The 18919-nt window shown below is 58.3% G+C and carries 21 protein-coding genes and 1 tRNA gene; 6 read left to right on the forward strand and 16 right to left on the reverse strand.

Annotated features, from left to right (window positions below):
* Positions 1 to 8 precede the first annotated feature (8 nt).
* Positions 9 to 707, forward strand: coding sequence for a YdcF family protein (locus ACSQ3H_RS07015; protein WP_436116380.1), 699 nt, complete (start codon positions 9 to 11; stop codon positions 705 to 707).
* A gap of 63 nt (positions 708 to 770) precedes the next feature.
* Positions 771 to 1556, forward strand: a complete 786-nt coding sequence (locus ACSQ3H_RS07020; RefSeq protein ID WP_436116381.1) for a lysophospholipid acyltransferase family protein — start codon at positions 771 to 773, stop codon at positions 1554 to 1556.
* A gap of 9 nt (positions 1557 to 1565) precedes the next feature.
* On the opposite strand, the gene ACSQ3H_RS07025 is transcribed toward ACSQ3H_RS07020, so the two are convergent.
* The 10 genes from ACSQ3H_RS07025 to ACSQ3H_RS07070 all read right to left on the reverse strand — a co-directional run bounded on the left by ACSQ3H_RS07025 (position 1566) and on the right by ACSQ3H_RS07070 (position 10119).
* Positions 1566 to 3485, reverse strand: a complete 1920-nt coding sequence (locus ACSQ3H_RS07025) for a DEAD/DEAH box helicase (protein ID WP_436116382.1) — start codon at positions 3483 to 3485, stop codon at positions 1566 to 1568.
* Positions 3486 to 3635: 150 nt separating this feature from the next.
* The gene (locus ACSQ3H_RS07030; RefSeq protein WP_436116383.1) at positions 3636 to 4109 is read right to left on the reverse strand and encodes a YaiI/YqxD family protein; all 474 of its coding nucleotides are present in this window, start codon (positions 4107 to 4109) and stop codon (positions 3636 to 3638) included.
* Positions 4110 to 4113: 4 nt separating this feature from the next.
* Positions 4114 to 4737: an exopolysaccharide biosynthesis protein gene (locus ACSQ3H_RS07035; protein ID WP_436116384.1), complete on the reverse strand. Its 624-nt coding sequence runs from the start codon at positions 4735 to 4737 to the stop codon at positions 4114 to 4116.
* 23 nt (positions 4738 to 4760) lie between these two features.
* On the reverse strand, positions 4761 to 5642 hold the full coding sequence (locus ACSQ3H_RS07040) for a 3-hydroxybutyryl-CoA dehydrogenase (RefSeq protein WP_436116385.1): 882 nt from the start codon (positions 5640 to 5642) through the stop codon (positions 4761 to 4763).
* Positions 5643 to 5743: 101 nt separating this feature from the next.
* Positions 5744 to 6673 (reverse strand): electron transfer flavoprotein subunit alpha/FixB family protein, encoded by a 930-nt coding sequence (locus ACSQ3H_RS07045; protein WP_436116386.1) that lies wholly within the window; start codon positions 6671 to 6673, stop codon positions 5744 to 5746.
* A gap of 20 nt (positions 6674 to 6693) precedes the next feature.
* Positions 6694 to 7443 (reverse strand): electron transfer flavoprotein subunit beta/FixA family protein, encoded by a 750-nt coding sequence (locus ACSQ3H_RS07050; protein ID WP_436116387.1) that lies wholly within the window; start codon positions 7441 to 7443, stop codon positions 6694 to 6696.
* A gap of 195 nt (positions 7444 to 7638) precedes the next feature.
* Positions 7639 to 8400 carry a rhomboid family intramembrane serine protease gene (locus ACSQ3H_RS07055; protein ID WP_436116388.1) on the reverse strand — a complete coding sequence of 254 codons (762 nt, stop codon included), beginning with the start codon at positions 8398 to 8400 and terminating at the stop codon, positions 7639 to 7641.
* Between the two features lie 49 nt (positions 8401 to 8449).
* Positions 8450 to 9031 carry a cob(I)yrinic acid a,c-diamide adenosyltransferase gene (locus ACSQ3H_RS07060; RefSeq protein WP_436116389.1) on the reverse strand — a complete coding sequence of 194 codons (582 nt, stop codon included), beginning with the start codon at positions 9029 to 9031 and terminating at the stop codon, positions 8450 to 8452.
* A 13-nt stretch (positions 9032 to 9044) separates the two neighbouring features.
* Positions 9045 to 9242, reverse strand: coding sequence for a twin transmembrane helix small protein (locus ACSQ3H_RS07065; protein ID WP_436116390.1), 198 nt, complete (start codon positions 9240 to 9242; stop codon positions 9045 to 9047).
* Positions 9243 to 9285: 43 nt separating this feature from the next.
* Positions 9286 to 10119 carry an SDR family oxidoreductase gene (locus ACSQ3H_RS07070; protein WP_436116391.1) on the reverse strand — a complete coding sequence of 278 codons (834 nt, stop codon included), beginning with the start codon at positions 10117 to 10119 and terminating at the stop codon, positions 9286 to 9288.
* Positions 10120 to 10482: 363 nt separating this feature from the next.
* On the opposite strand from ACSQ3H_RS07070, the gene ACSQ3H_RS07075 reads away from it, so the two are divergent.
* The gene (locus ACSQ3H_RS07075) at positions 10483 to 11337 is read left to right on the forward strand and encodes a YihY/virulence factor BrkB family protein (RefSeq protein WP_436116392.1); all 855 of its coding nucleotides are present in this window, start codon (positions 10483 to 10485) and stop codon (positions 11335 to 11337) included.
* On the opposite strand, the gene ACSQ3H_RS07080 is transcribed toward ACSQ3H_RS07075, so the two are convergent.
* Together ACSQ3H_RS07080 and gluQRS are read right to left on the reverse strand one after the other, a co-directional pair.
* Complete coding sequence (locus ACSQ3H_RS07080) at positions 11304 to 12188, reverse strand: DMT family transporter (RefSeq protein WP_436116393.1); 885 nt, start codon at positions 12186 to 12188, stop codon at positions 11304 to 11306. The two genes, ACSQ3H_RS07075 and ACSQ3H_RS07080, sit on opposite strands and share 34 nt — an antisense overlap.
* Before the next feature lie 67 nt (positions 12189 to 12255).
* A complete protein-coding gene (gene gluQRS / locus ACSQ3H_RS07085; protein WP_436116394.1) occupies positions 12256 to 13119 on the reverse strand; it encodes a tRNA glutamyl-Q(34) synthetase GluQRS in 864 nt (287 codons plus the stop codon).
* A gap of 85 nt (positions 13120 to 13204) precedes the next feature.
* Here gluQRS and ACSQ3H_RS07090 point away from each other — a divergent pair, with 85 nt between their 5' ends.
* Together ACSQ3H_RS07090 and ACSQ3H_RS07095 are read left to right on the forward strand one after the other, a co-directional pair.
* Positions 13205 to 13849 carry a DNA-3-methyladenine glycosylase family protein gene (locus ACSQ3H_RS07090; protein ID WP_436116395.1) on the forward strand — a complete coding sequence of 215 codons (645 nt, stop codon included), beginning with the start codon at positions 13205 to 13207 and terminating at the stop codon, positions 13847 to 13849.
* Positions 13850 to 13958: 109 nt separating this feature from the next.
* A complete protein-coding gene (locus tag ACSQ3H_RS07095) occupies positions 13959 to 14516 on the forward strand; it encodes an HNH endonuclease (RefSeq protein WP_436116396.1) in 558 nt (185 codons plus the stop codon).
* A 202-nt stretch (positions 14517 to 14718) separates the two neighbouring features.
* Here the strand turns inward: ACSQ3H_RS07095 and ACSQ3H_RS07100 are convergent, their stop codons facing one another.
* The gene (locus ACSQ3H_RS07100; protein ID WP_436116397.1) at positions 14719 to 15225 is read right to left on the reverse strand and encodes a disulfide bond formation protein B; all 507 of its coding nucleotides are present in this window, start codon (positions 15223 to 15225) and stop codon (positions 14719 to 14721) included.
* 32 nt (positions 15226 to 15257) lie between these two features.
* Positions 15258 to 15848 (reverse strand): YqaA family protein, encoded by a 591-nt coding sequence (locus ACSQ3H_RS07105; protein WP_436116398.1) that lies wholly within the window; start codon positions 15846 to 15848, stop codon positions 15258 to 15260.
* Between the two features lie 259 nt (positions 15849 to 16107).
* Here ACSQ3H_RS07105 and ACSQ3H_RS07110 point away from each other — a divergent pair.
* Positions 16108 to 16192, forward strand: a tRNA-Leu gene (locus tag ACSQ3H_RS07110).
* A gap of 23 nt (positions 16193 to 16215) precedes the next feature.
* Here the strand turns inward: ACSQ3H_RS07110 and bspF are convergent.
* Positions 16216 to 17499 carry a type IV secretion system effector crotonyl transferase BspF gene (gene bspF / locus ACSQ3H_RS07115; RefSeq protein WP_436116399.1) on the reverse strand — a complete coding sequence of 428 codons (1284 nt, stop codon included), beginning with the start codon at positions 17497 to 17499 and terminating at the stop codon, positions 16216 to 16218.
* Positions 17499 to 18914 (reverse strand): lipopolysaccharide biosynthesis protein, encoded by a 1416-nt coding sequence (locus tag ACSQ3H_RS07120; protein ID WP_436116400.1) that lies wholly within the window; start codon positions 18912 to 18914, stop codon positions 17499 to 17501. The genes bspF and ACSQ3H_RS07120 overlap by 1 nt, the downstream gene beginning before the upstream one ends.
* Positions 18915 to 18919: the final 5 nt, after the last annotated feature.

The following is an 18919-nucleotide window of genomic DNA, read 5'->3' on the forward strand; positions in this document are numbered from 1 at the left end:
AATCCACCATGGGCGGCGCAGACGATAGCAACCAACCGGATACAGGCGCTATAACCCGCGGCGGACGGCTGCTCGCGTTCGTTCGCAGGCGGATCGTGCTGCCGCTGTTCCTCTTCTGCGTCCTTGCGCTCGTGCTGTTCATTGGTGGTTTCATCGTCTTCGCCGATCGCGTCACCACTCTGGAGGCACCCGATCTCTCCCAGCCTGCCGATGGAATCATCGTGCTGACCGGGGGCTATTCCCGCATCGAAGGCGCTCTCGATCTCCTCAAGAACAAGCGCGGCGAACGGCTGTTCATCAGCGGCGTGCATCCAACGACCAATCGCAGCGAATTGCAGCGTGTGACAGGCGGCGACGCCACCTTGTTCGAATGCTGCGTCGATATCGACCGTTCGGCTCTGGATACGGTCGGCAATGCGGCCGAGAGCGTCAAATGGGCTCATTCGAACCAGTACAAGCGGGTGATCGTGGTCACGAACAACTACCATATCCCTCGCACGATGGTAGAGCTCCGGCGCGTCTCGCAGGACATCGAATTCATCCCCTATCCGATTATCAACACCAACCTGCGGGACGGCGACTGGATCTCCCGCGGCTTGGTGGTGCGGGTGCTCCTGGTCGAATATGTCAAATATCTTGGAGCTGAAATCCGCTCGCATCTCCCCGATAGCCTGTTCGGGTTCAAGGTTGGCGCAAAGTCTTTTTGAGAGTTCACGGCAGCGCCGCATTAGTATACGAAGGCCGCAGGCCAACCCCCATCCGAGTCCCAGATGACGATCATTCGATCACTCGCCTTCAACACGCTCTTCTATATGAATTTGATCGTCCAGATGGTCATCTTCACGCCCTATTATTTCCTGAGCCCACGCAAGCAGGCGTGGAGCGTTCCGAAAAACTGGGCGAGATCAAATCTCTGGCTGCAGAAGGTGATCGCCGGTGCCGACCTCCACATCGATGGGCTGGAGAACATTCCGGACGGTCCGTATATCTGTGCGCCGAAGCATCAGTCCTTCTGGGACACCTATGCGTTCCTGCCGCACATCGCCGACCCGGTCTATATCCTCAAGCGGGAACTGACCTGGATTCCGCTGTTCGGCTGGTACATCCAGAAGATGAAAATGGTGCCGATCGATCGCGGTAAACGTTCTGCGGCGATGAAAATGGCGGTCAGGGGTGCGCGCGAAGCCGTTGCCGAAGGCAGGCAGCTGATGATCTATCCCGAAGGTACACGCACGGCACCGGGCGCGCCGCCTCACTACAAATACGGCGTCGCGCACATCTATGGCGAACTTGGTGTGCCCGTCGTTCCGATTGCACACAATGCCGGGCTCTATTGGCCGCGCCGCAAGTTCATGCGTTATCCCGGGGTCATTCGCTGCCGGGTTCTTCCGCCGATACAGCCAGGGCTCGACAATGACGCCTTCCTGAAGAAGCTCGAAGAGGTAACCGAAGCGGCGTGCGACGAATTGCTGATCGAGGCGGCGAAGTCGGACAATCCGCCGCCTATGCCGCCTTCTGCGATCCAGCGTTTGAAAGAGCTCGGTGTAAGCGATTAACGCAGCGGCTTACTCGGTGCCACCCGCGGCGGCTTTCTTCGCCTTCTTGGCTTTGTACTTGTCAAAACCATGCAGCTCGCCGGGTTTGCGTTCCTTTGGTGCTTTCTTCGGCTTTTCCGTGGTCCAGCCTTCCGGCTTAGCCTTGGCCGGCTTGGCCGCCCAATCGGATTTCGGCTTGTCATCATATGAGCGCGGCTTGCGGTCATCATATTCGCGCTTCTCGCCGAAGTTCTTCTTCGGCTTGAAATCACCACCCTCGCTGCGGCGCGGCGACGAAGGACCGGCGCCCTCGCTGCGTGTAATGTTCACGCCCTTTTCGCCGGAGCCGTATTGTTTGATCCGCGCCATGAAGGCGTCGGCCTTGCTGGCGGTGATTTCAAAACGGGTTTCCGTCTCGAGGATCTTGATCGAGCCGACATCGGTCTTGGTGATATCGCCGGCCTTGCAGATCAGCGGCAGGAGCCAGCGTGGCTCAGCGCGCTGCTTGCGGCCAACACTCAAGGAAAACCATGCGCCGCTCTCGAACTGTTCAAAACGATCCGAACGTGGTGCACGTTCACCACGGCCCGGACGATCCTCGAAGCTGCCCTTGCGAATAGGCTCGAGCACATGCGACGGCGTGTTGGAGAGTTCTTCCGGTGCAGGGCGGGCAGCCATCTGCTGGCGCAGATAGGCGGCGGCGATCTGCTCGGCGGAATGCAGGCCGAGCAACTCCGTTACATAGCCAGCCTCTTCCTCGCTCATGACCTCGGTCAAAGAAGGATCGTTGAGGATCCGGTCGTGATTGCGCTTGTTGATCGCATCGGCATCCGGTGGCGGCACCATGGTCGTTGCAAGCTTCGCGCCCTGCAGCAGGCGCTCGGCGGTACGGCGGCGTGATGGCGGCACGATCAGCACGCAGATGCCCTTGCGGCCGGCGCGACCGGTACGGCCGCTGCGGTGCAGAAGCGTCTCGGAATTGTTCGGCAGGTCGGCGTGGATGACGAGGTCGAGATTTGGCAGGTCGATGCCGCGTGCGGCAACGTCGGTCGCGACGCAGACGCGGGCCCGGCCATCGCGCATCGCCTGCAGGGCGTTGGTGCGTTCGGCTTGGCTCAGTTCGCCGGAAAGCGAAACAACGGAAAAGCCGCGATTGGACAGCCGGCTCGTCAGATGTTTCACGGCCTCACGGGTTGAGCCGAACACTATCGTGTTCTGTGCGTCGTAGAAGAGCAGGGAATTGATGATGGCGTTTTCACGCTCACGCGGTGCGACCGGCATGATGTGATATTCGATGTCGCTATGCTGCTCGCGGTCGCTCGTGGCGGAAATGCGCAAGGCATCTTTCTGGAACTGCTTGGCGAGCAGGGCGATGGGTTTTGGTACCGTTGCCGAGAACATCAGGGTGCGGCGGTCTTTCGGCGCTTCGCCGAGAATGAATTCGAGGTCTTCGCGGAAACCCAGATCAAGCATCTCGTCGGCTTCATCGAGCACGACTGCGCGCAGTTCCTTCATGTCGAGCGAACCGCGAGTGATATGGTCGCGCAAACGGCCGGGGGTGCCAACGACGATATGGGCGCCCTGTTGCAGCGCACGGCGCTCCTTGGTCATGTCCATGCCGCCAACGCAGGAGGCAATGCGCGCTCCGGTTGGCTCGTAGAGCCACTCAAGCTCGCGCCGTACCTGCAGCGCAAGTTCGCGGGTCGGGGCGATTACCAGTGCGTAAGGTGCGCCAATCGAGGTGAAGCGGTCAGCTCCATCGAGGAGCGTCGGCGCAATGGCGATACCGAAGGCAACAGTCTTGCCGGAACCGGTCTGGGCGGAGACCAGAAGGTCGGCGCCCTCGGCTTCCGGCGCCAGAACAGCGGTCTGCACCGGCGTCAGGGTCTCGTAGCCACGGGCTGCCAATGCACCGGACAACGCCGGAGCGATAGAATCGAAAATAGTCATCAATGAACTTTCAGTGCTGGTTTGGGCGTGTATTCGGCTCGGCGTCAATGGGAGCACGAGCGGCACGCATGTAGCTTTGTTGCGCTCTCGTAGAGCCTGCGACGCGTTCCGTCAATGCCAAGAAACGCATAGCTCCCATCCGCATTCCCTCTAGGAGGCGAAGCCCGCACGTTTCAAACGCACAATAGCGAGGTCAAGCGCAGAAAGAAAGGCGGAGCGATCCTTTGGTGAAAATGGCCGCGGACCGCCAGTGATTTGCCCGGCTGAACGCAGCTCATCCATGAGATTGCGCGTCGCCAGAGTGTTGCCGATGGAGGCTTCGGTGAATGCTCTTCCCGTCGGTGAAATGGCATCGGCTCCGGCTTTGACGCAGCGGCTGGCGAGCGGAATGTCCGCCGTCACCACGACATCGCCGCGTGAGACGCGCTCGGCAATCCAGTCATCGGCGGCATCGAACCCATCGCTGACTATGACGCGCTCGATCATCGGATCGCGCGGGATCGCCATCATGGAATTGGAGACGACGAAGACCTTGACGCCGTAGCGCTCGGCCACGCGGTAGATTTCGGCCTTCACCGGGCAGGCATCGGCGTCGACGTATATCGTGATCTTCTTATCTTCCATCAACTCAACCGAAAATATGCAAGGCGGCAAGGCCAACCGAGGCGCCGAGCCCGATGGCGATGCCTGCGGCCAGCGCGGCTACCAGAAGACCAGTACCAAGCCAGATGCCATCCTGTTCGCCAAGTCCGATGGCCAGCAGGACAATACTGAGTGCCGGAAGCTGATTAATGAGCGGAACTGGCAGGATGACAATCAAGGACATTGACAGCGCGACAATGCTGACGACACGCTCGACAATTATTTGCGGCACGAACCAGTAGCGCGGGCGCGCCAGCTTTTCGAAACGAATGAGCATGGGCTCGAGCCTGGTAATGAACGAGCGATAGGTTTCGGCACGCATTGACTTTCGTCGCATAAACGCCGGAAACCACGGCTTTTCAAAACCCAGCAGCAGCTGGATGGAGAGAAGGACCAGCGGAATCCCGAATATTGTGGAAGTGCCTGGAGGCAGCGGCACAAGATTGAGAGCGGCGAAAAGGATCATCAGCGCGCCGAAACTGCGTTCAGATAGGGTAGAGAGGATGTCGTCCAAAGATACTCTCTGGGCTGGGCCCGAACCAATCTCAACGAGAACTCTGGACAAGCGCCGTGTATCGGGGTTGTACGGCGCGCTATCGTCACCGCTCATCGAACATTTCCATGGGCTTGTACTCAGCGCGTCGGAACTGGATGTTCGCCGCGATAATCATAGAAACCACGGCCCGCCTTGCGTCCAAGCCAGCCGGCTTCGACGTATTTGACAAGGAGCGGGCACGGGCGATATTTGGAATCCGCCAAACCGTCGTAAAGGACCTGCATGATGGACAGGCAGGTGTCGAGACCGATGAAGTCAGCCAGCTGCAATGGCCCCATAGGGTGGTTGGCGCCCAGCTTCATCGCGGTGTCGATGGCATCGACCGAGCCCACGCCTTCATAGAGCACATAGATCGCTTCGTTGATCATCGGCAAAAGAATGCGGTTGACGATGAATGCCGGAAAATCCTCGGATACGGTAATGGTCTTGTCGAGGCTGGCGACAAAATTCCGGGCGCTCTCGAACGTGACGTTTTCGGTTGCAATACCTCGAATGAGTTCAACCAGATGCATCACTGGAACCGGATTCATGAAATGAATGCCGATGAAGCGTTCCGGCCGGTCGGTGGTCGCAGCAAGCCGCGTGATCGATATGGACGAGGTATTGGTTGCGAGAATCGCTTCCGGATTGAGATTTGGACAAAGCTGCGCAAAAATCTTGCGCTTGACCGTTTCGTCTTCCGTGGCTGCTTCGATGGCAAGATCGACGCCGGAGAGATCCTCCATTCGCATAGCAGGGCGGATACGCGCCATTCCCTTGACGCGATCCGCTTCCTCAAGTTTGCCATGCGATACCTGGCGGGCCATGTTGCCATTGACGGTGGCGAGCGCCTTTTCGATCTGCTCGGCGGACTGGTCATGGATCAAAACATCGTATCCGGCCAAAGCGCAGACGTGTGCAATGCCGCTGCCCATTTGCCCTGCGCCGATAATGCCTACAGTCTTGATCGTGCCAGCCATGTTTCCATCCGTTTTCTTATTGTAGCATATAAACTAAATGGCCGGAGTAGCGTTCGTCTACCCCGGCCAAGCAATTTCATTTTAAAGTTCGAATTAAATAATCAGAGCGCCTTTTCAAGCTCCGGCAGGATTACGAAGAGGTCGCCGACGAGACCATAGTCGGCCACCTGGAAGATCGGAGCTTCCTCGTCCTTGTTGATGGCGACGATCACCTTCGAGTCCTTCATGCCTGCGAGATGCTGGATCGCGCCGGAAATACCGACAGCGATGTAAAGGTCGGGTGCCACCACCTTGCCGGTCTGGCCGACCTGCCAGTCGTTCGGTGCGTAGCCGGCATCGACCGCAGCGCGCGAGGCACCGACCGCAGCGCCGAGCTTGTCGGCAACCGGAAGGATCACTTCCTTGAACTTCTCGTTCGAGCCGAGTGCACGGCCGCCAGAAATGATGATCCTGGCCGATGTCAGCTCCGGACGGTCGCCGCCGGAAAGTTTTGCCTCGACGAATTTGGAGAGGCCGGGGTTGGCAGCAGCGGAGACGTTCTCGACCGGTGCCGAACCACCTTCGCCCGCCGCCGCAAAGGTTGCCGTGCGTACGGTGATGACCTTCTTGGCGTCGGTTGCCTGCACGGTCTGCAATGCATTGCCGGCATAGATCGGACGCTTGAACGTATCGGGCGAGATCACCTCGATGATGTCCGAAACCTGCATGACATCGAGCAATGCGGCAACGCGCGGCAGGATGTTCTTGCCGTTGGTGGTGGCCGCGGCGATGATCGTGTCGTAATTGCCGGCTAGCGAAACGATCAGCGCTGCACTTGCCTCGGCGAGACGGTTTTCCAGATCCGGACTGTCGGCGAGCAGAACCTTTTTGACACCGGCAAGCTTTGCAGCCTGATCGGCAACGCCCTTGGCGCCCTTACCTGCCACCAGAACATGCACGTCGGAACCGATGGCAAGCGCTGCCGTCAGCGCCTTGGCGGTCTGGTCGGAAAGGGTCTCGTTGTCATGTTCGGCAAAAAGAAGAATAGCCATGGTGAATTCCTTTCCTTGTATCAGAGAACGCCGGCTTCGTTCTTCAATTTGCTGATGAGTTCGGCGACATCCTTGACCTTGACGCCTGCCTTGCGGCCACCCGGCTCTTCGGTCTTCAAAACCTTGAGACGCGGCTTGGTGTCAACGCCGTAATCGGCTGCGGACTTTTCATCCAGCGGCTTCTTCTTGGCCTTCATGATGTTCGGCAGCGAGGCATAGCGCGGCTGGTTGAGGCGCAGATCGGTGGTGACGATCGCCGGCAGCGTGATCTCGATGGTCTGGAGACCGCCATCGACTTCGCGTGTTACCTTGGCATTGCCTTCCCCAAGTTCGACTTTCGAGGCGAAAGTGCCCTGGCTCCAGCCAAGCAGGGCCGATAGCATCTGGCCGGTCTGGTTGGCATCGTCATCGATCGCCTGCTTGCCGAGAATGACAAGCTGCGGCTGTTCGGCATCGACGACGCCTTTCAGGATCTTGGCAACGGCCAGCGGCTCGACGATATCATCGACCTTGACCAGAATGCCGCGGTCGGCACCCATGGCGAGGGCGGTGCGGATGGTTTCCTGCGACTGCGCCGGGCCGATCGACACGACGATCACTTCCTCGACCTTGCCGGCTTCCTTCAGACGCAGGGCTTCCTCGACCGCGATTTCGTCGAACGGGTTCATCGACATCTTCACATTGGCGAGTTCAACGCCGGAGCCGTCGCCTTTTACCCTGATCTTAACGTTGTAATCGACTACCCGCTTTACCGGTACGAGGACTTTCATGGGGATTCCCTCTCAAATAAACGAAGGACAGATTTACCTGTCCGGTGGAGGCACCTGCTTGCCGAATGCCGACATGGAGGTGAGAAAAACGACACGTCTGTGCCGGAATTGCGCGGGACCGTAGTTATGGGTGACGGAAAGGTCAATCTTCGGCGTGCGACTTAACGGCAGTTCAACCGATTGAATTGCGCCAGCCTAGCGCCCCCACTTGATCGGCTCGGCTTCTGGAGCCACAGGCTCGGGCTGCTTCTCCACGACAACGGCCCGCGGCGAGACGATGGCACGGTCGAACAGGGGCACGCTGCGGCGCTTCATGATAACGATAAGCAGGGCACCAGCGATTATACCGCCGACATGCGCCGGCCATGAAACCTGTTCCTGGCCGCCCAGAAACAGCATTCCGAATTGTGTCAAAACCCACAGCACCAGGGGATAGATGGCGGGGATGCGCAGGGGGATACGGCCAAACGCCAGCACCCAGACTTTTACGCGCGGATGCAGCAGCAGATAGGCGGAGACAATGCCGGCGATGGCGCCTGATGCGCCAATCAGCGGCGCTTCTGAATCGGGCAGGATCACGCCATGCAGAAACGCTCCGGCCGCGGCGCACAGGAGATAGAAGATCAGAAACTTGATGTGGCCGAGTGCATCTTCGACATTGTCGCCGAAAACCCAGAGAAACAGCATGTTGCCGCCGAGATGGAAGATATCGGCGTGGAGAAACGCGTAGGTGATGTAGGTGAAATCGGACGGGACGAAATAATAATTGCTGGGTAGAACCGCCATGTCATGAATGACGGCGGGTATGTAACCGAGGCCAATCGCGGCGGCTTGTGCGGAGTCGCCCGAGACGCTCATTAGTGCGAAGACAAGCACGTTGATGGCGATCAGTGACAGAGTCACATATTGCAGCTTGATGTATTTGAGACTGTTGGCGTCATGCAATGGAATGAACATCGGCGCCGTTCCCTGTCTCAGCGATTATGACATTTAGCGATTATGACATTTAGCGATTGTGACCGGGCACCCATAACACGTCCCTCGCGCCATTGTCATTGACGACGCGGGCCGCGACAAACAGAAAATCCGAGACGCGGTTGATGTATTTCAGCGCGGCAGGGGTGACCGCTTCATCCGGCTTTTGTGCGAGTTCGACCATTTGCCGTTCCGCACGACGGGCGACCGTGCGCGCGAGATGAAGCGCGGCGGAGGCAGGCGAGCCACCCGGCAAAACGAACGAGCGCAGTGGCGCAAGGTTTGCGTTCAGCTGGTCAATCTCCGCTTCAATCCGCAGGACCTGGCTGTCGATGATGCGCAAGGGCTCGTAGGGGAGCGTTTGGCCCGTATCGGGCGTCGCAAGATCGGCGCCAAGATCGAAGAGATCGTTCTGGATGCGCATGAGCATGGCGTCGAGTTCGGGAAAGTCTTTTTCCGTATGCAGCCGCGCAAGGCCGACAAAAGAATTGGCTTCGTCCACGGTCCCATACGCTTCAACGCGCAGATCATGTTTCAGCCGCCGTTCGCCGCTGCCAAGGCCGGTCGTGCCGTCATCGCCCGTGCGCGTGTAGATCTTGTTGAGCTTGACCATACGATTGGTCCTTCTAGCCTGCCGCGCGGTGGAAGTAGATCGCGCCGACGATCAGGATGATGGCGATCAACTGCAGGAAGATGCGCAATTGCATCATCTTGTTGGAGAAGTTGGCGTCGCCGCCCTTCATCATGTTGCGCAGCCCGATAATCAGCACAATCGTGACAGCCGCAATCGCCACAAGCGCCAGAAATTTGAAGATGATATCCATGGTACTTCCTTATCGATCAGGCCGTCTTCCCGGACCGATCTTATCATGATTGGCTCGCAAGCATGCGATATAGCGCACGTGCAGATAGAAATCTGCGGGCGAAATTTGTAATTTTTGCCGGGCGTGTCACCAGATAATGGGGTCGCGGACGGGGATTTTCCAATGCGTCCTTGAGCACCGCATAGACCGCATCGGGACCGAGTTTGAATCTCGACTTTGTACCGCCGCCCGAAAGCCGGGCTATCAGCCTGCGGTATTCGTCGCGATGCACGGAATTCTCGACATCGATGTGCTTTTCGAACTGCTTGAGGGCGTTGTAGGTGAACCGGGTCGCGATCGGCCCCGGCTCGATCAGCGACACATGAATGCCCGAGCCTTCCAGTTCCATGCGCTGCACCAGCATCAGGCCTTCCAGCGCGAATTTGGACGCAACATAAGCGCCGCGCCATTTCATCGGTACAAGACCAAGGATCGACGAACAATGGACAATCCGGCCGTGACCTTGCTTGCGCATCACCGGTACAAGATGCTGGGTCAGTTCATGCCAGCCGAAGAAATTGGTGTCGAACTGTTCCCGTAATCCGCCGATTGGCAGGTCCTCCACGGCACCGGGCAAGGAGTAGGCGCCATTGTTATACAGCGCGTCGAGCATGCCGCCGGTTTCATCGAGCACGGTCCTGACGAGGGCGGAAATCGATTCCGGTTCGCGATAATCGAGATAATGTGCCGACAGCCCATCCGCCCTGAGTGCTGCGATATCCGACGCTTGCCGGGCTGTGGCAAACACAGTCCAGCCATCGGCCTTCAGCGCCCGGGAACAATGGGCACCTATCCCGCTGGAACATCCTGTGATCAAAATCGTTCTGGAACGGGTCATGTTTACCGGATGTTTCAAATAAAGTGATTGAAAGACTTCACATATTCGCCGTTGCCTTGCAATCTGCTGTTAGAGCGAGATGAGATCATATGGTACCGTTCTGCCGGAGGGAATTCGTGGACAAGGTCAAGGGGTTTGGCGAGGCCGATGCCTTTCCATTGGACGATGCTAAAGCCCGATGGATTTGGTCCCAATTCACCCGGCCCTTCGGGTTTCCGGCTGGCGGACAACCACTTTGTCAGGCGGCGTCGTCCGATGGAACCACATCGGCCTCGCCACCTTCCTAGTGGATTGTCTCGCCATCCGAGAAACAGAACTGGTTCCATATGACCTCATCTCGCTCTAAGGGACGAATAATCATTGATGCGTAAGGTATATGTCTTTCTCCGGCGCGTTGTCGCTGATACGTGGCGGCATTTCAGCACGGATGATGGCTGGGCGCTGGCGAGCCACGTTGCTCTTTCGGGAATTCTCGCGCTTTTCCCGTTCCTGATCTTCGCGACGTCGCTGGCCAGTTTTCTTGGGGCGAGCGCCTTCACCGATACGGCCGTTCACGTCATTTTCGATACATGGCCGGAGGTGATCGCCAAGCCGATCGCGCAGGAAGTGCGCAACGTTCTCAATATCCAGCGTGGGGGCCTTTTGACGATCAGCGTGATCGCGGCCGCCTATTTCGCCTCCAATGGCATCGAGGCGCTACGGGTCGCGCTCAACCGTGCTTATCGCGTGATCGATACGCGTTCGATCATCTATTGCCGCCTGCAAAGCCTCGGTTACGTCATTGTCGCCACGATCGGTATCATGGCTATCAGCTTCCTGCTGATCCTGGCACCGCTCGCCATGCGTATCGCGACCATCTATATCCCGGAACTTGTTCTCTTGTCAGGAACGATCAGTTTTTGGCGCTACTGCATTGCTTCGGCGGTGCTGATTATCGGCCTTCTGGTCTCGCATCTCTGGCTCCCGGCCGGTCACCGCCGTTTTGTCGAGATCTTGCCAGGCGTCCTGTTGACGCTGCTCGCCTGGACCGTTGGCGCGACGATCTTTGCAAGTTATCTCGAAACCTTTGCAACCTATGTGTCGACCTATGCGGGCCTCGCGTCAATCATGGCCGCCATCGTTTTCCTCTATATCGTGGCGGCGATCTTCATCATCGGCGCGGAAATCAACGCCGCGATCATCCGCTATTGGGAAAGCGAGGAAGCGACACGTCTCTGACCGGTGGACAGGGCAACGCCGAGCGTCGCAATGACCATGCCCACAAGCTGAAACGATGTCAGTGTCTCGCCGAACAGCGCATAGGCCATCAACGCCGTGACGCCCGGGACCAGATAGAACAGCGATGCGACTTTCGACACCGCGCCCTGATTGATGAGCAACATGAGGAGGAGCACGGCGCCGATCGACAGGACGAATACCAGCCAGAACATCGCGAATATCAATTCGCCCGACCAGATTATGGTGTGCGTCTCCAATAACAGCGAGAAGATGCCGGTGAGAACGGCGGCGCCAAGATACTGCAACGTCGTGCCCGCCTTCAGATCGATGTTGCCGACAAAGCGCTTTTGCCAGACGGTGCCGATGCTGATGGCAACAACCGAAAAGATCGCTGCCGAAACCGTTGCCGGGGTGATGCCGCCGGCGGAAATGAGGAGCTTTGGCCACAGGACCATGGCAACACCGACGCAGCCGACGGCCAGACCGGCCCAATGGCGCGGCTGGATGGTTTCGCCGAGTACGATTCCCGCGATCAGCGCTGTGATCAACGGCTGCAGTCCGACGACGAGCGCCGACATGCCTGCGGGCAATCCATTGTGAATGGCCCAGAAAGCGGCTCCGAGATAGGCCCCGTGTATAAGGCACCCCGCGATGATCGCATGCATCGCGCCGCGTTTGCTCGGCCAGTGATTGCCGTCGATAACGACCCACAGGCCAAGTATCGCTCCGGCGATAGCGAACCGCACCGTTAGAAACAGGAACGGCTCCATGTAGGGCATGGCATAGCGCGCGCCGATGAAACCGGTGGCCCAAAGAACGACGAACAGAGCGGGAAAATAGCGGACGGGCATAGTCGGGAGACCGGATCAGGAATGGATCGTGGTGCTGATCTATACCGGAACGAGCATCAGCGATAGATCACAACCCGACCAGCGCGTGTATCTCCTGACGGGTGACACCTTCTTGCCGCAGTGAACGCAACGATGTGTCCTTGCGGCTTTTCGAGAGTTTCTCGCCGTCGTAATCCAGGATAAGTGCATGGTGGTGATAGACCGGCGGCTCGATGTCGAAGATCCGCTGCAGCAGGCGATGGACACTGGTGGCGTGAAAAAGGTCCTTGCCGCGGACGACGTGGGTGATTCCCTGCAAGGCATCGTCAATGACAACGGAGAGGTGATAGCTCGTCGGCATATCCTTCCGGGCGATGATCACGTCGCCCCAATCGCGCGGCCGCGCTTCAACGATATGTTTTTCAGGTGCGGTCTCGCTCCAGAAAAGCGCCTCGCCGATTTGTTCAAGCACGCGGTCCATATTCAGGCGCCATGAAAATGGCTCACCTTCGCCGATCCGCCGTTCGCGCTCGCGCGTTGAAAGCTGCCGGTCCGTCGGCGGATAGAGCAGTGCGCCATCCGGATCGCGAGGCCAGCTGCTCTGGTTTCCGCCAAGCTTTTCAATCTGGTGCTTGATACCGCCGCGGCTAAGAAACGCCGGATAGACAAGGTCCATGCCGATCAGCCGATCAAGTGCTTGCCGGTAAACAGCAAAGTGTTCGGACTGGCGTCGCACCGGTTGCTCCCACTCGAAACCGATCCAGTAGAGATCCTCCAGCATGGACCGTTCCAGTTCGGGCGTGCAGCGCTCGCGGTCGATATCTTCCATACGCAGGAGCAATCTGCCGCCTGTCTCGCTCGCCATCTGCCGGTTCAGCAACGCCGAATAGGCATGGCCGAGATGCAGATGGCCATTGGGACTGGGAGCAAAACGGAATACCGGAACTGTCATGAGTGATGAGTGGCGTTCTTGCGTGGGTATCGAACCAATTGATACGGTGTTTACAAAATGATGCAAAGCCAACGGTTGAAATGACATGCGCAGAATAGATACGCTCGACGATATTGCCGAAGGCCTGGATGCCCTGCTGCAAACCCATCCTGAGCTTGGCGAGATCGCCGAGCGGGCAGGGCCGCTGCCGCTGCGCCGTTCGGCACCGGGGTTCGAGAGCCTTGCTTCCGTGATCGTGTCGCAGCAGGTCTCGAAGGCCAGCGCCGCTTCGATCTGGAAGCGGCTTGTCAGCATTATCGATCCGCTCACTCCGGAAAATTATCTTGCAGCCGGCGAGGAGGCGTGGCGCCTTGCCGGCCTGTCTCGTGCCAAGCAGGCTACGCTTGCCCGAATCAGCGAAGCGATCATCGCCGGAGAACTCGATCTCTTCGACCTGTGCGATCGTCCGATCGACGAAGCCATGCAGGTGATGACAAATGTGAAAGGCATCGGCCCATGGACCGCGGAAGTCTATCTGCTGTTTTCCGCAGGCCATGCGGATGTCTTCCCATCGGGCGATGTCGCGCTCCAGCATGCCTATGCCCATGCCTATGGCGAATCAGTGCGGCCGGACTCCAAGGCGCTGCGGCTTTTTGCCGAGCGCTGGTCGCCGTGGCGCGGTGTTGCCGCCCGACTTTTCTGGGCTTACTATGCCGCAACGCGTGGCCGCGATGGCACACCAATTACATGAAGTTGAAATAACGGGGTTTTTCCGCAGCAATCACAGCAATTCGCTTCACATTCCTGTCACGTCCAGCTTACAATAATGGGGCCTGATGGTTGGATTGGGAGTTGATTCCTTGACAATAGCCGTCTCGCCGGACGGGTTACCGGCTCTGGTACTCAATGCGGACTACCGTCCGCTCAGTTATTATCCCTTGTCGCTCTGGTCCTGGCAGGACGCGATCAAGGCGGTTTTTCTCGACCGTGTGAATATCGTCGCCGAATATGAGCACGAGGTTTCGTCGCCCTCCTTCGCCATGCGGCTGCCGAGCGTGGTGTCGCTCAAAACCTACATCAAGCCATCACGAAACCCCGCCTTCACGCGGTTCAACGTGTTCCTGCGCGACCGGTTCGAATGCCAGTATTGCGGCTCAGAGGAAGATCTGACTTTCGATCATGTCATTCCCCGTTGCGCTGGCGGCGAGACGATCTGGGAAAATGTCGTGGCGGCCTGTTCACCCTGCAATCTTCGCAAAGGGGGGCTGATGCCCAACCGCGCCAAAATGTGGCCGCGGCAAAGGCCCTACCAACCGACAGTGCATGACCTCCACAACAATGGCCGCCTGTTCCCGCCAAACCACCTGCACGACAGCTGGATGGATTATCTCTACTGGGATGTCGAACTCGAACCATAAAAACCTTTGCCAATCCACCCCGATGGCAATCTGATGCGGTTTTCTGCGCTTCCGTTGCTCACGAACCCAAAAGTTCGCTGCGCTACGGTTCTCGAAAATCACACCAGCTGACTCATCAGGCTGAATTCTCAGAAGGTTTTTGCGTGGCGGCCTAGATCAAGGGAAGAAGTGTTTGGGCTTTCCTTGCGCCAATTCAGCGCGTTTATGCAGCTTTTCTTGCGCCGTAGAATGCCACGATGATCAGAATAAAGCTTGCGATCGCGTTCCAGCCGGCAAAGGACAGGCCGAGCACACGCAGCGCTGCGGTATCGCATGCAGGCGGGTGAATGGCGTTCATATCCTTCAGGAGATTACCTGCATCGGTGGTGATCGACATGGAAACGGCTGTACAATCCGTCGGCCCGGCCCAGAATTTCCATTCAACCCCTGCATGGAAGACGGCGAGGCCGAGGCCGATGAGCATCAGCAGCCCGCCAAGTGCCAGCAGCAGACGCGTAAGACCTGAGGGCCATTTCAGGCTGGACGAGGCAACAGCCAGTACCATCAATGGAATACCTGCATAATAGGGAAAGCGCTGTTCCAGGCACAATTTGCAGGGGAGATAGCCGCCGATATATTGAAAACCGAGCGCAGATCCGACCGTGAAGATCATGGCGAGGAGGAGAAATACAGCCGTCTTGAAATGGATGGGGGAATTCGTTGCAGTCATAATATATTGACGTCCTCGTTCATGGCGATCGTTTACATCTGATAATAGTGGAACACTGCATAGAGCAAAATCAGGACGGCCGCCGCCGCGCCCGCAATCAGGCCAAGCCGCTTCTCGATAAAGTGACGAATCGGTTCGCCGTAGCGCCGCAGAAGCCAGGCAAGGAAGAAAAAGCGCGCCCCGCGCGCAACGACTGCCGAAACGATGAACAGCCAGATATTGACCCCTGCCGCTCCGGAAAGAATCGTCACGACCTTGATCGGCGGCAGGTGGGCCAAACCCGATGTGACGAGCAGGAGCAGGATCGCATCGGCGCTGGTCGAACCGCGCAATTGTTCGAAGGCGTCGAGCTTGCCGTACATTTCAAGGATCGGTTTTGCCAGGGTTTCATAGGCGTAGTAGCCGAGTAGCCAGCCGGCGATGCCACCGAGCACAGACGCTACGGTTGCTACGAGCGCATAGCGATAGGCGCGCTGCGGGCGTGCGAGCGCCATCGGCAGGAACAGCACATCGGCCGGGACGAGGAACACCGAACTTTCAACGAATGCAATGACGGCGAGCCAGACTTCCGCCGATTTGCGCGCAGCCAGAGACATCGTCCAGTCATATAGTTTACGCAGCATTGGCCGGTTCCTGTAGGGGAGGCTATTCGGAAAAGTCGGGTGATCTTTAGAGCAAACCGCGGCCAAATGGAATCGTTTCGCTCAATTTTTGCCAACGTTGTCTCATGGCCAGTTCGCCTCTAATTGTCTCGCACCGGCAGGGCAACACACGACTGTGTTACATTTAAGAAAACATCTTATTGCTGTTGACCGAAGGGTGGCTCTGCATGTATTTGGCTTTTCACGGCCACGGGTTCACCCATGTCCGACGCTTTTTGCGGCCCCCTTGGCGGAATTGGTAGACGCGCCTGACTCAAAATCAGGTTCCGAAAGGAGTGCTGGTTCGATTCCGGCAGGGGGCACCACCTTCCAACCTATTCCCACTCGTTCACTTCCGCCGAGTCAGATCGCGCAGGCGCTCGCGGACCAGACGCGCGATATTCTGTGTGCGCCGGTAGAGGTGAAGCTGTGAAGCGGCCTGCCGTGCTGCACGGTCGGCGGCTGGTGTCAGCCCGATAACAAGTGTGCCGACTGGCTCGCGTTCCATGAACAGGCGGGAAGCGACGGGGTGGTCCGGGACGGCGCAGGAGTCGGTCCGATCGATGTTTGGATCGTCCAGATGGTTCTTCAGCATCTCGATCATCAGGAGAACGCCAGGCGAATAGGCCGCAAGGCTTTCGTCATAGGCGGTTTTCCAGGTCCATGCTTCACCGGCTTCGACAAAGACCACGAGAACGGCGATGGTCTTGCCGTCGAGCTCGAGCGTATGGATGCGTGCAAGGTCGCGGGTCGCAAGGTTGTTGACCGCCTCGCGAGCAAAGGCGGCACGGAAACGGTCAACGGCCATGGCCGAGCCGCGCTGGCCCTTCCAGCCGCTTGCTTCGAGCACGAGGAAATCCTCCAGCCGCACGCGGATGTCCTCCTCACTGCGGCTGACCGTATAGGTCAGCTTGCCCTTGTCGGCGAGGCGGCGCCACAGCCTACGATATTCCTTGGCGTGCTTGGCGCCGATTGCATCACGCAGATATTCGTCGCCTTCCTTGGTGCTTTCGAGGAAAGGGCGCTCGACCTGGTTGACGGTCAGCAGCGGAAGATTGCGGTCCAGTGCGACGGAGCGGATCAACTGTGCCACAGCGCGGTTCAGCAGCATGTCGGGCAGGACCAGAATTTCCGGGAATTTCAGGTGCTTGCGCGCCAGCATGTCGAAGAGGTCGTTGAGCACGCCGACGGGATCGTCGCGGTCGATCAGCGGCGTGCCCTGCGGCCCGAAAGGGGTGGCCCAGGCGCGGATGATGGACGCCGTCACATTGAAGCCCGGCCGCTCGATCGTATAGGGCATGAGAAAGCGCAGGCGGCTCTTCACGTCGTTCTCGTCGCGCATGACCATGAAGCGAACCTGCCGGTCGTCGAGGCGTGGCATGGCCGGGGCGAGGAAGCGCGGATTGAAGAAGATGTTCGGCTCGATCGTGCGGTAGGTCAGATATTCGAGTTCATCGAGCAATTCGAAACCGGCGGAGGCCGAATAGACGGAAAGCTTGCGCGGAACCGCACGCGTGCCAAGGGTTTCCTCGAGCTGCTTGGTCGCCTCGTGGGATTCGAAACCCGAGAGCTGGGACAGGATCTGCGAGGACGCGCCTCCGGCGAGTTCTTCGAGAAGCGGTATTGCTGCCATCAGACTTCTTCCTTGGCAGCGTCTGTTCTGCCCGCAAAAACGAACATCGTAATGTTCAGACGATTGTAAACAGTCAGCGCCAGCGTCACCGCTTCGAACACCATCGAGAATGCTGTCGCAAAAGCGGCACCAGCGAGACCGTAGACCGGTATCAGTACAATGCTGAGACAGATATTAACAATCAGTGTGACCGCATAAACCATGGCGCAGATTTTCTGCTTGCCGGCCATGTTGAGGAGGCTCTCCGCCGGACCGACCGAAGCGCGGGCGACGACGCCGACCACCAGGATGAACAACAGCGGATAACCGTCGGTAAACTGCGCGCCGAAGAGCAGGAGCAGCGGCTTGCCGAGAACGAGAAGGATGATCGCCATCGCCAATGACGGCCAGAAAGTCCAGCGCGCCGTATCGCGGGCGAATTGCGAAAGCTGCGCGTGGTCATGGGTGTGCATCAGTTCGGAATAGCGCTGGGCTGCGCCAGCCTTGACCGAGAAATAGACGAAATGCACCAGCGCCAGCAGCTTGACCGTTGCGAAGTAAGTCGCGACCTTGTCAGGCTCCAGGAAACGGCCGACCATCAGAACGTCGGCATTGGTCAACAGGAAGAAGAACCCTTCGACGAGGAAGATTGGCAACGAGACGGCGAACCATTCGCCAAAGCGGATTGTCCTGGGCCCAGGCGCCACAACCTCACTGAACCTGTGATTGACGACTGACAATTGCACCAGCGAGGTCATATACGTTGCGATAATCGCCGATATCACTGCCGTCATTGCCGTCGGCGCGAAGCCGGTTATATGGGCGATGGTCATAACGACAAGGGTCAGAATTGGACGGACAATATAAGTGGGCGTGAGCGCGACGAGCGCCCAGGAACGCGATCGCGCGGTTCCATCAAGCGTATCGCCGAGCGCAATCATCGGCAGGCAGATGAAGCCGATGATGAAGGGCGCTGCGTAATAGGATTCGATCGCATAGCGGAAATAATAGACCCCGGCTGCGCCCACGATGGCAATGCAGGTCGTCAGGCCAAGCGCGAATATCTTGCTGGTGAACAGAATACCGCGCAGGTGATCAAGCTCCCGGCGTTCCAGATATTCCGGTACAAAGCGGATGACGCTGGTCTGGAAGCCGAGGCAGGAGAGATTGCCGAGAATAACGACCGTCACCCAGACAAGGACGAAAATGCCGTATTCGAACTGGCCCATCCAGCGCGCGAAAATGACCTGCGAGACGAGCGCGATCGCGGCGCTGATGATGCGGATGGAAAAGGCGATCAGCGATACACGCTGCGCGGCGGCGTGCTCCATTGACCCATCAAACAGCTGATCGAGGCGCAAGAGCCACGGACCAAGCTGCTGTGACAGTTTCTCCGGCAAGTACCGGTCTGCAGCTTTGACCGCAGAAATTCGCAAGGGCA

The organism is Phyllobacterium sp. LjRoot231 (assembly GCF_964253365.1).
Lineage (GTDB): Bacteria > Pseudomonadota > Alphaproteobacteria > Rhizobiales > Rhizobiaceae > Phyllobacterium.

Bases quoted from the DNA above. Each gene is read 5' to 3' on its own strand.
- ACSQ3H_RS07040 (WP_436116385.1), bottom strand. From the start codon at position 5,642: ATGGCTGGCACGATCAAGACTGTAGGCATTATCGGCGCAGGGCAAATG.
- ACSQ3H_RS07020 (WP_436116381.1), top strand. From the start codon at position 771: ATGACGATCATTCGATCACTCGCCTTCAACACGCTCTTCTATATGAAT.
- ACSQ3H_RS07015 (WP_436116380.1), top strand. From the start codon at position 9: ATGGGCGGCGCAGACGATAGCAACCAACCGGATACAGGCGCTATAACC.
- ACSQ3H_RS07050 (WP_436116387.1), bottom strand. From the start codon at position 7,443: ATGAAAGTCCTCGTACCGGTAAAGCGGGTAGTCGATTACAACGTTAAG.
- ACSQ3H_RS07070 (WP_436116391.1), bottom strand. From the start codon at position 10,119: ATGACCCGTTCCAGAACGATTTTGATCACAGGATGTTCCAGCGGGATA.
- bspF (WP_436116399.1), bottom strand. From the start codon at position 17,499: ATGGCAGCAATACCGCTTCTCGAAGAACTCGCCGGAGGCGCGTCCTCG.
- ACSQ3H_RS07055 (WP_436116388.1), bottom strand. From the start codon at position 8,400: ATGTTCATTCCATTGCATGACGCCAACAGTCTCAAATACATCAAGCTG.
- ACSQ3H_RS07090 (WP_436116395.1), top strand. From the start codon at position 13,205: ATGCGCAGAATAGATACGCTCGACGATATTGCCGAAGGCCTGGATGCC.
- ACSQ3H_RS07105 (WP_436116398.1), bottom strand. From the start codon at position 15,848: ATGCTGCGTAAACTATATGACTGGACGATGTCTCTGGCTGCGCGCAAA.
- ACSQ3H_RS07060 (WP_436116389.1), bottom strand. From the start codon at position 9,031: ATGGTCAAGCTCAACAAGATCTACACGCGCACGGGCGATGACGGCACG.
- gluQRS (WP_436116394.1), bottom strand. From the start codon at position 13,119: ATGACAGTTCCGGTATTCCGTTTTGCTCCCAGTCCCAATGGCCATCTG.
- ACSQ3H_RS07100 (WP_436116397.1), bottom strand. From the start codon at position 15,225: ATGACTGCAACGAATTCCCCCATCCATTTCAAGACGGCTGTATTTCTC.
- ACSQ3H_RS07045 (WP_436116386.1), bottom strand. From the start codon at position 6,673: ATGGCTATTCTTCTTTTTGCCGAACATGACAACGAGACCCTTTCCGAC.
- ACSQ3H_RS07030 (WP_436116383.1), bottom strand. From the start codon at position 4,109: ATGGAAGATAAGAAGATCACGATATACGTCGACGCCGATGCCTGCCCG.
- ACSQ3H_RS07035 (WP_436116384.1), bottom strand. From the start codon at position 4,737: ATGAGCGGTGACGATAGCGCGCCGTACAACCCCGATACACGGCGCTTG.
- ACSQ3H_RS07075 (WP_436116392.1), top strand. From the start codon at position 10,483: ATGCGTAAGGTATATGTCTTTCTCCGGCGCGTTGTCGCTGATACGTGG.
- ACSQ3H_RS07065 (WP_436116390.1), bottom strand. From the start codon at position 9,242: ATGGATATCATCTTCAAATTTCTGGCGCTTGTGGCGATTGCGGCTGTC.
- ACSQ3H_RS07025 (WP_436116382.1), bottom strand. From the start codon at position 3,485: ATGACTATTTTCGATTCTATCGCTCCGGCGTTGTCCGGTGCATTGGCA.
- ACSQ3H_RS07080 (WP_436116393.1), bottom strand. From the start codon at position 12,188: ATGCCCGTCCGCTATTTTCCCGCTCTGTTCGTCGTTCTTTGGGCCACC.